The organism is Hymenobacter sp. 15J16-1T3B (assembly GCF_020711235.1).
GTDB lineage: Bacteria > Bacteroidota > Bacteroidia > Cytophagales > Hymenobacteraceae > Solirubrum.
Genome location: NZ_JAJFAV010000024.1, coordinates 58,068 through 65,338, shown reverse-complemented (window position 1 = coordinate 65,338; position 7,271 = coordinate 58,068). Strand labels below are relative to the sequence as shown.

The following is a 7,271-nucleotide window of genomic DNA, read 5'->3' as shown; positions in this document are numbered from 1 at the left end:
CCCGGCGGCCGTGCGGCGGCGCCGCGGGCCATACGCTTCAGCTGTCCTTTCAGGCGCAATTGTTCCTTGACGAGGTCGTCCAGGCGCGCCATCAGCGCGTCGTGGTGCTGCATCACGGCGGCACGGGTGTTTTCGGGTGCCGGGCCGCTAGTGCCGGCTTGCTCCGGGGCCGATTGGCAGGCCCGCAGCAAGGCCCGGCCGGCGGCAAGAAAGACGCGTTTCGTCGTTGGGGCGGCTACTTGGTTTTGATGAACAGCCCCAAACCCAGCAGCGACACGGCCAGCACGCCGGCGGCGGCCAGCATGGTAATGGCGTCACGCACGTTTTTGCCCAGGCTGCCGACGGCGTGGTACTTGTGCAGAAAGGCGAAGCTCAGCCCCTCGTAGCGGTCCAAGTTGTCGACGCGGGCGGCCAGGCGGCCGGTGGCGGGCTCCACGTAGAGCGTGGTCTTGCTCGGGGTGCGCAGGGCCACTTTCACCACCGGCAGGCGCTTGTTGATGAAGCCGTACTCGCCCTCGAAGTGGTCAATCAGCGCGGTTTGCTCAATGGCGGGCGTAGCGGCCTCGGGGCCGGCAGCTTGCTCGTAAAAGCGCGTGGCCAGAAAGCGGGCGTGCCGCTCGGCACCTTCGGGCAGCAGCTGACCGGTGTCGGCGCGGTAGTAGTGCACCGGCGCGGCGTGCACGGCTTCTACCGGTTGGCCAGTGCTGGCGCCGCCCTGCCGGCCGCTTGCCTGGTCGGCAGCGTCTTCCGCCGCGGGCAGCTGAAACACTTGGTAGTACAGCTCCCCGTCGAATTCGGCCAGGCCCACGTTCTGCACCCGCGCCCAGTCGATGGGCAGCTGGGTGAGGTCGACGGCGAGGCGGTCGGCGGCCAGAATGGGGGCGTGCTGGTAGCGCAGCCGCTCGTCGGGGTGCAGCTTCAGGTACACGTGAAAGGCCCCGCTGCCAGCAAAGGTGAGCGTGACCAGGGCCACGGCCAGGCCCACGGCGCGGTGGTACCTTTTCAGCCAGCCGACGTTATCCGCCGCGCTGCGCGGCTGGCGGAAGCGGCCCCACATGAAGCCGTAAATCACCAGCCCGCTCACCGCCGAGCCGATGATGACGCTCAGCAAGGCCAGCATCAGCAGCACGCGCACCGTGTTGCTGCCGCTGAGCCACTCCACCCAGCCCCAGCTGTGCAGCGCGTCGAAGCCCCGGATAAAGGCGGCGCGGGTAGCGTTGTTGAACGTGGCCAGCCGGACGGGCATGGTTTCCACGTACACCGTCAGCCCGTCGGGCCGCGCGAAGGTGACGCGCCACACCGGCAGCAGGCGGTTCACAAACTTGTACTCGGCGTCGAACTGGGTCAGCCGCTCGGCGCTGCGGATGCCGGCCGTGGAATCCTGGGCGAAGTAGCGCGCCAGCTGCTCGGCGTACTGGCGGTCGGCGTCGGCGGGTAGCGCGGCGCCGGTGCTGGCGCTGAAGTAGCGCGGCTGAGCCGTCGGGCCGTCAATCAGCAACTGGTAGGTCGGCTGCCCCTGGCAGCGCACCAGGCGCACGTTGCGCAGCTGGGTCAGGTGGTGTTGCCGGAGCACTTGCGTGAGCGGCAGCGCCGGGCGCGGGGCGGGCAGCGGGGGCAGGGCTTCGCGGGCAATTTGGGGCCGCAGCCAGTTGCTCATCAGCGGGTGCAGCAGCCCGCTGAGCGTCCAGCAGATAACGGGCACGACGGAAAGGAGGCCGATGACGCGGTGCCAGCGGTACATATGGCGCTGCACGGCCCGGCGGATAGGGCCGCGGACTGGCGCGGCTTGTTCGAGAGTTTGCATGATTGAGATAAGTGCGGGCACGGAGGCAGCTGCTATTTCTTGCCAATGAAATTGTACTGCACGCCCGCCGATACCGTGCGCGGGGCGCCGGGGGTGTAGGTGGTGCGGTCGGTGCGGGCGTTGCCGCGGGTGGCGGCGTTGGCGTACAGTTCGTCGGTCACGTTGAGCACGTTCACGAAGACTTCCACCGTTTCGCGCCAGCTGTAGCCCGCGCGGGCGTTGAGCAGGCTCACGCCCCGGGCCCCGAACAAGGTCCGGTCGTCGTAGCGCACGCGCTCCACCTGGTCCTGGTACCAGGGGCCGATGCGCTGGTATTCCACCGCCGTGCGCAGGCCCGGCAGCCAGCGGGGCTTGTAGGTCAGCTCGGCGTTGGCCACCCAGCGCGGGGCCTGGGGCATGTCCTTGCCGTTGACGTTCTGCACCGCGTCATTGGCGTTGGTGCTCAACACGAACTGCTCGAAGCGGTGCACCGCGTTGGTACCGCCGGCGCGGAAAAACAGCGTCGCGGTGGGCTTCCAGGTCAGGCCGTACTCCACGCCGCGGTGCAGGGTTTTGCCCGCGCTCTGGTAGTCGGTGGAGTTATCGGGCTGCCGGATGCTCAGCAGCTCGTTGCGCCCGTCCATCTGGTACAGGGCCACGTCGACGTACACCTTGCCGCTGAGCAGGGAGGCCCAGCCGCCCACCTCGCGGTTGTAGAAGCGGGCCGGCTCTAGGTTGTAGTAGAAATCGGCCGGCACGCTCACGCCGCCCGCCGTCACGCCGGTGCCGGGGCGTTTGCGGAAGATGCTCGTCAGGCCCGGCGGCGAGAAGCCCTGCGAGTAGTTGGCGTAGAGCCCGCGGCCGCGGCCCAGGTCGTAGGTCAGCCCGATTTTGGGCGTGGCCTGCTGGTATGCCTTCGTGCCGCGCGACTGATCCAGGCGGTTCTGGTAGGCAAACGACAGGCGGTCGAAGCGCCCGCCCAGCGTCAGCTGCAAGCGGCGCAGCGGGTGCACATCGAGCTGGGCGTACCCGGCCGAGCTGACGAGGTCGGTGGTGTAGTCGGCAATGGGCAGATCGGGTCGGTCGGCCGTGATGGTGTAGCGCTCCACCGACCGGCCGCCTGCCCGCAGCTGGGCTGCCAGGTCGATTTGGTGGGCGTCGTAGCGGGTGGGGGAGTAGTCGAGGCTGGTGCCGGCCAGCAGGCGCGAATCCAGCCACTGCCAGCGCACACTGTGCTGGGCAATCAGCCCGTAGCTCTTGAAGCGGCTCACGTTCACTTCCCCGCGGGCCTTGCTGGGGTCGTTCGTGGCTGAGGGCGTCGGGTTCCAGCGGATGCCGTAGCTCGGATTCTGGCCCAGGGAGTTGTCGCGGAAGTAGCCCGTCAGGCTCGTCGCCTGCCGCTCCGTCCACTGCTGCTCGGCCGTGAGGCGGGCGCGCAGGGCATAGGCCTTGCGGTAGGTGAAGTCGGAGGTGCTGGAGTACTCGCGGCGGTAGTAGGCCACGCTGTCCACCGCGCTGCTGGTCTGCGAGTCGTAGTCGTTGACAGAGCCGGCCGCCGTCAGCCGCAGCCGCGGGCTCAGGGCGTACTCCACCCGGGCGTTCAGCGAGGCCTTGTCGTAGTCCGACGAGGCCAGCCAGCTGTGGCGCTGCCGGGCTGCGTAGCCGCTCACGAAGGCGCCCAGCTTATTGGTAATCATGCCCCCGCCCGCGGCCTGCACGCGGCGGTAGCCGAATTGGTCGGCCTGCACGCCCACGCTGGCCGTAGGCACGCTGGTCGGCCGCTTGGTCAGCACGTTGATGGCCCCGCCCACGGCTTCGGGGCCATACAGCGAGGATGCCGGGCCCTTCACCACCTCGATGGAGTTGATGGCCAGCGGGTTGGTTTCGAGCAGCGCATTGTGGTTGAACACGCCCATGGGCCGCAGCGGAATGCCGTCTTCCAGATACAGAAAATAGGCCGAGGTGCCGAAGGGCTGCCGAATGCCCATGGCGTGCTGCTCGTTGCCGTAGTTGAGCATCACCACGCCCGGCACTTTGTTGATCAGCTCGACCAGCAGGGTAGGCTTGGTGTCCTGAATAACGGTCGGGGTCAGCTTGCTGATGGCCACCGGCGCATCGGTGCGCAGCTGGGCCTCGCGCGAGGCCGTTACCACCACCGTCTGCAAATCCTGCACGGCCGGCGCCAGGGCCACGCGCAGCGGCCCCGGGCCCGCGGCCACGGTCTGCGGCTGGTAGCCCACTGCTGTTACCACCAGCTCGGCGGCGTTGGTGGCGAGGCTGAACTGCCCGCTGGCGTCGGTGGCGGTGCCGGCGGCCCCGTCCGGGGTACGCACCGTGGCCCCGACGAGCGGCTCCTTGGTAGTGGCGTCGAAAATGCGGCCCTGGCAGGCGCGCTGCTGCGCCCGAGCCGCCGGGGCCCCGACGAGGGCCACGAGTAGCATTGGTAGTGCTTGTTTCACTGCGTGATAGGCTGATTGGGACGGGCCAATGCCGGCGCCGGACGCCACGAATGGCGTCGCGCCGGACCGGGCTGGTCCGCCGAATTCCGGGAAGAAACGGGAATCAATCATCCCTCCGCGGGCGGGTAATCGGGGCCGGGCCGGGCCCAGGCGTAAGCGGGCACGCGCAGGGCGCCGTAGCGGGGCGCGGCTTCGGCAAACCAGGCCGGGGCCGCCGGCAGCAGGGCGGCCGGGGCCGGGCAGGCCAGCACGATGTCCTGGAAAGCCTGCTTGTGGTTGCCGGGCTGCTGCTTGGCCTCGCGGGCATCGGCGGCTTTCAGCTCCTTGCGCAGGTGGCACTTGCCGTTGCAGTGCAGCTGCGGCTTGTCGCGGTTGATGCAGAGCACCCGCGCCACGTAGTCGCGCTGCAGCCACCAGCTGGCCACAATGCCCAGGCGCCCGGCGCAGTGCACCGAGAGCGAGCAAAGAAGCAGGACGGCAATGGCTTGGCGCATGCGCAATAATGCGGGTGAGGTGGCGGCTTATTCGCCTATTCGAGATAAGCCGGCCAAAAGGTTGCTGCCGGGCTTCGAATAAGCTGCAAAGGAACAACCCACGCACGCAAGCGCCAAACCTGGCGTGGCAAGGCCGAACTACTGGGCTGGAAATTGCGTAACGATAGGTCACACACGTACGCGAGAAATCGAGCACCTCGGAAAAATTATTTGTCTTAATTTTTTGCGGCGTAACAATCGGTTTCTATTTTAGCCTTCGAAACGCTTCCCAAGCACCCCCATGCGTCAGTTTACCAACAGCCTCAATAACCAGAACCGGAACAATAATATGTTCCGCGATGGAAGGCTATTGGTCTGATCTACAGACTCCTAATCAACTGTTGATTTTGTAAGCCTTCCGTTTTTCGGGAGGCTTTTTTTTCGCCCTTACGCGAGCATTTCCGGGTCCGGTAATTCCGAAAAAACAACGGTTTTTTCGGGCGGGCGCAGCCTTGCCAATAGTTGGCAAAATCCAAAACGCACAAAACTCTTTTCACACATTAATGCCCATTTTAATCATGGAAACGGCCCCCGCGCACACCCTGAGCCCCACTGAGCTGCTCAAAACCGAGGAAGCCATCAGCTTCGTGAAGGACACCTTCGCCAAGGAGCTGGCCCGGCAGCTGCAGCTCACCAAAGTATCCTCGCCCATTGCCGTGCTCGACGGCACCGGTATCAACGACGACCTAAACGGCATTGAGCGCCCCGTCTCGTTTCCCATCAAGGCCCTCGGCGAGCAGCGGGCCGTGGTGGTACACTCCCTGGCCAAGTGGAAGCGCCTGCGCCTCACGCAGCTGGGCATCCCCGCTGGCCGCGGCATCCTCACTGACATGCGCGCCCTGCGCCCCGACGAGGACTACTCGCCCATCCACAGCATCTACGTGGACCAGTGGGACTGGGAAAAGCACATCCGGCCCGAGCAGCGCACCATCCCGTTTCTGCGGGAAACGGTGACGAAAATCTACGAGGCGCTGCGCACCACCGAGCTGCGCGTGGCCGAAGAGTACGCGGACATCACGCCCATTCTGCCCGAGCAAATCACCTTCATCCACGCCGAGGAGCTGCTGCAGCGCTACCCCGGGCTGACGGTGAAGCAGCGCGAAACGGAAGCCGCCCGGGAATACGGCGCGGTGTTTATCATCGGCATCGGCGGGGAGCTGAGCCACGGCGACATCCACGACGGCCGCGCCCCCGACTACGACGACTGGAGCACCGAAACCGAAGCCGGCCGCCGCGGCCTCAACGGCGACATCCTGCTCTGGCACCCCGGCCTGCAGTCGGCCTTCGAAGTGTCGAGCATGGGCATCCGCGTCGACAAGACGGCCCTGGTAAAGCAGCTGGCAGTGCGCGGTTGCCCCGAGCGCGCCGCGCTGGCCTTCCACAAGCTGCTGCTCGACGGCGGCCTCCCCGAAAGCATCGGCGGCGGCATCGGCCAGTCGCGCGTGACCATGTTTATGCTGCGCAAAACCCACATCGGCGAAGTGCAGGTGAGCATCTGGCCCGAAGCCGTGCGCGCCGAGCTGGCGGGCAGGGGCGTGGAGCTGCTGTAAGACGGGCAGCTACGGGCTGACCACCACAGGCCGGTTTCTGCAATGGAGCCGGCCCGTGCGTGCTTGGGCCTCGCATAAGCATGTGAGCGGCGCACCAGCCGCCCGCCGCGGGGCCGATATTGCCGCCGAATTCAACGCTTAAGCTCTATGCGCATTCTCGTTATCGGCGACAGTATCACCCGCGGCACCCAGGGCGTCGGCTACGTGCCGCGGCTGGCGCGGGGGCACCCGCAGTGGCAGCTCGAAAACGCGGGCGTCAACGGCGAGCCGCTGCAAAGTATCGGCCGGCGGCTGCTGCAGCGGCTGGCCGCCGCGCCCACGGCCTACGACGCAGTGGTGTGCGAGGCGGGCTACAACGACTTGCTGCTGCCCACGTTTGCCGAACGGGGCTTCTGGTTTCGGCAGGCGCTGGGGCAGATGCGCCGGCAGGGCCACGAACCGCTGGCCGATGCCGCCGCCTTCGAGCAGGCTTACGCGCAGCTGCTGACCGCGGCGCGGGCCCTGAGCCCGGTGCCCGTGGTGCTGGCCACGCTGGGTTGCCTGGGCGAAAACCTGACCGGCGGGCTCAACGCCCCGCGCCGCGCCTACAACGCGGCCATCCGGCGGGTGGCCGCCCGGCACGGCTGCCTGCTGGCCGATGCCGAAGCCGCCTTCGACGCCGCCCTGCCGGCGCCGCCCCCGGCAGTAGAGTTTCAGAGCAGCTTCGTCGGCCTGGCCTTTGCCGACAAGCTCTTGTGCGCCCTGGGCCGTGCCGATGCGCTGAGCCGGCAGCGCGGCCTGCACCTGACCATCGACGGCGGACACCTCAACAGCCGCGGCGCCGAGCTGTTTGCCCAGGCTGTGGAAGCGCCGCTGCTAACCCTGGCCGCTCAGCGGCAGCTGGCCTGAGAAACACGCACCAACAACAACGGCCGGCCACTGGTATAGCGGCCGGCCGTTGTTGTTG

Annotated in this window: 5 protein-coding genes; 2 read left to right on the top strand and 3 right to left on the bottom strand. The window is 67.2% G+C overall.

Annotation, left to right across the window (positions count from 1 at the left end; all coding sequences use genetic code 11):
- Positions 1 to 235: 235 nt before the first annotated feature.
- The 3 genes from LJ737_RS25725 to LJ737_RS25715 all read right to left on the bottom strand — a co-directional run bounded on the left by LJ737_RS25725 (position 236) and on the right by LJ737_RS25715 (position 4,736).
- Positions 236 to 1,804: a PepSY domain-containing protein gene (locus tag LJ737_RS25725; protein ID WP_227769648.1), complete on the bottom strand. Its 1,569-nt coding sequence runs from the start codon at positions 1,802 to 1,804 to the stop codon at positions 236 to 238.
- A gap of 32 nt (positions 1,805 to 1,836) precedes the next feature.
- Positions 1,837 to 4,224 carry a TonB-dependent receptor gene (locus tag LJ737_RS25720; protein ID WP_227769647.1) on the bottom strand — a complete coding sequence of 796 codons (2,388 nt, stop codon included), beginning with the start codon at positions 4,222 to 4,224 and terminating at the stop codon, positions 1,837 to 1,839.
- Between the two features lie 125 nt (positions 4,225 to 4,349).
- A complete protein-coding gene (locus LJ737_RS25715) occupies positions 4,350 to 4,736 on the bottom strand; it encodes a hypothetical protein (protein WP_227769646.1) in 387 nt (128 codons plus the stop codon).
- A gap of 542 nt (positions 4,737 to 5,278) precedes the next feature.
- On the opposite strand from LJ737_RS25715, the gene asnA reads away from it, so the two are divergent.
- Entirely contained in the window at positions 5,279 to 6,325 is a 1,047-nt protein-coding gene (asnA, locus tag LJ737_RS25710) for an aspartate--ammonia ligase (RefSeq protein ID WP_227769645.1), read from the top strand.
- Positions 6,326 to 6,472: 147 nt separating this feature from the next.
- The gene (locus LJ737_RS25705) at positions 6,473 to 7,213 is read left to right on the top strand and encodes an SGNH/GDSL hydrolase family protein (RefSeq protein WP_227769644.1); all 741 of its coding nucleotides are present in this window, start codon (positions 6,473 to 6,475) and stop codon (positions 7,211 to 7,213) included.
- Positions 7,214 to 7,271: the final 58 nt, after the last annotated feature.

Coding starts and splice junctions, on each gene's coding strand:
- asnA (WP_227769645.1), top strand. CDS start 5,279: ATGCCCATTTTAATCATGGAAACGGCCCCCGCGCACACCCTGAGCCCC.
- LJ737_RS25715 (WP_227769646.1), bottom strand. CDS start 4,736: ATGCGCCAAGCCATTGCCGTCCTGCTTCTTTGCTCGCTCTCGGTGCAC.
- LJ737_RS25720 (WP_227769647.1), bottom strand. CDS start 4,224: ATGCTACTCGTGGCCCTCGTCGGGGCCCCGGCGGCTCGGGCGCAGCAG.
- LJ737_RS25705 (WP_227769644.1), top strand. CDS start 6,473: ATGCGCATTCTCGTTATCGGCGACAGTATCACCCGCGGCACCCAGGGC.
- LJ737_RS25725 (WP_227769648.1), bottom strand. CDS start 1,804: ATGCAAACTCTCGAACAAGCCGCGCCAGTCCGCGGCCCTATCCGCCGG.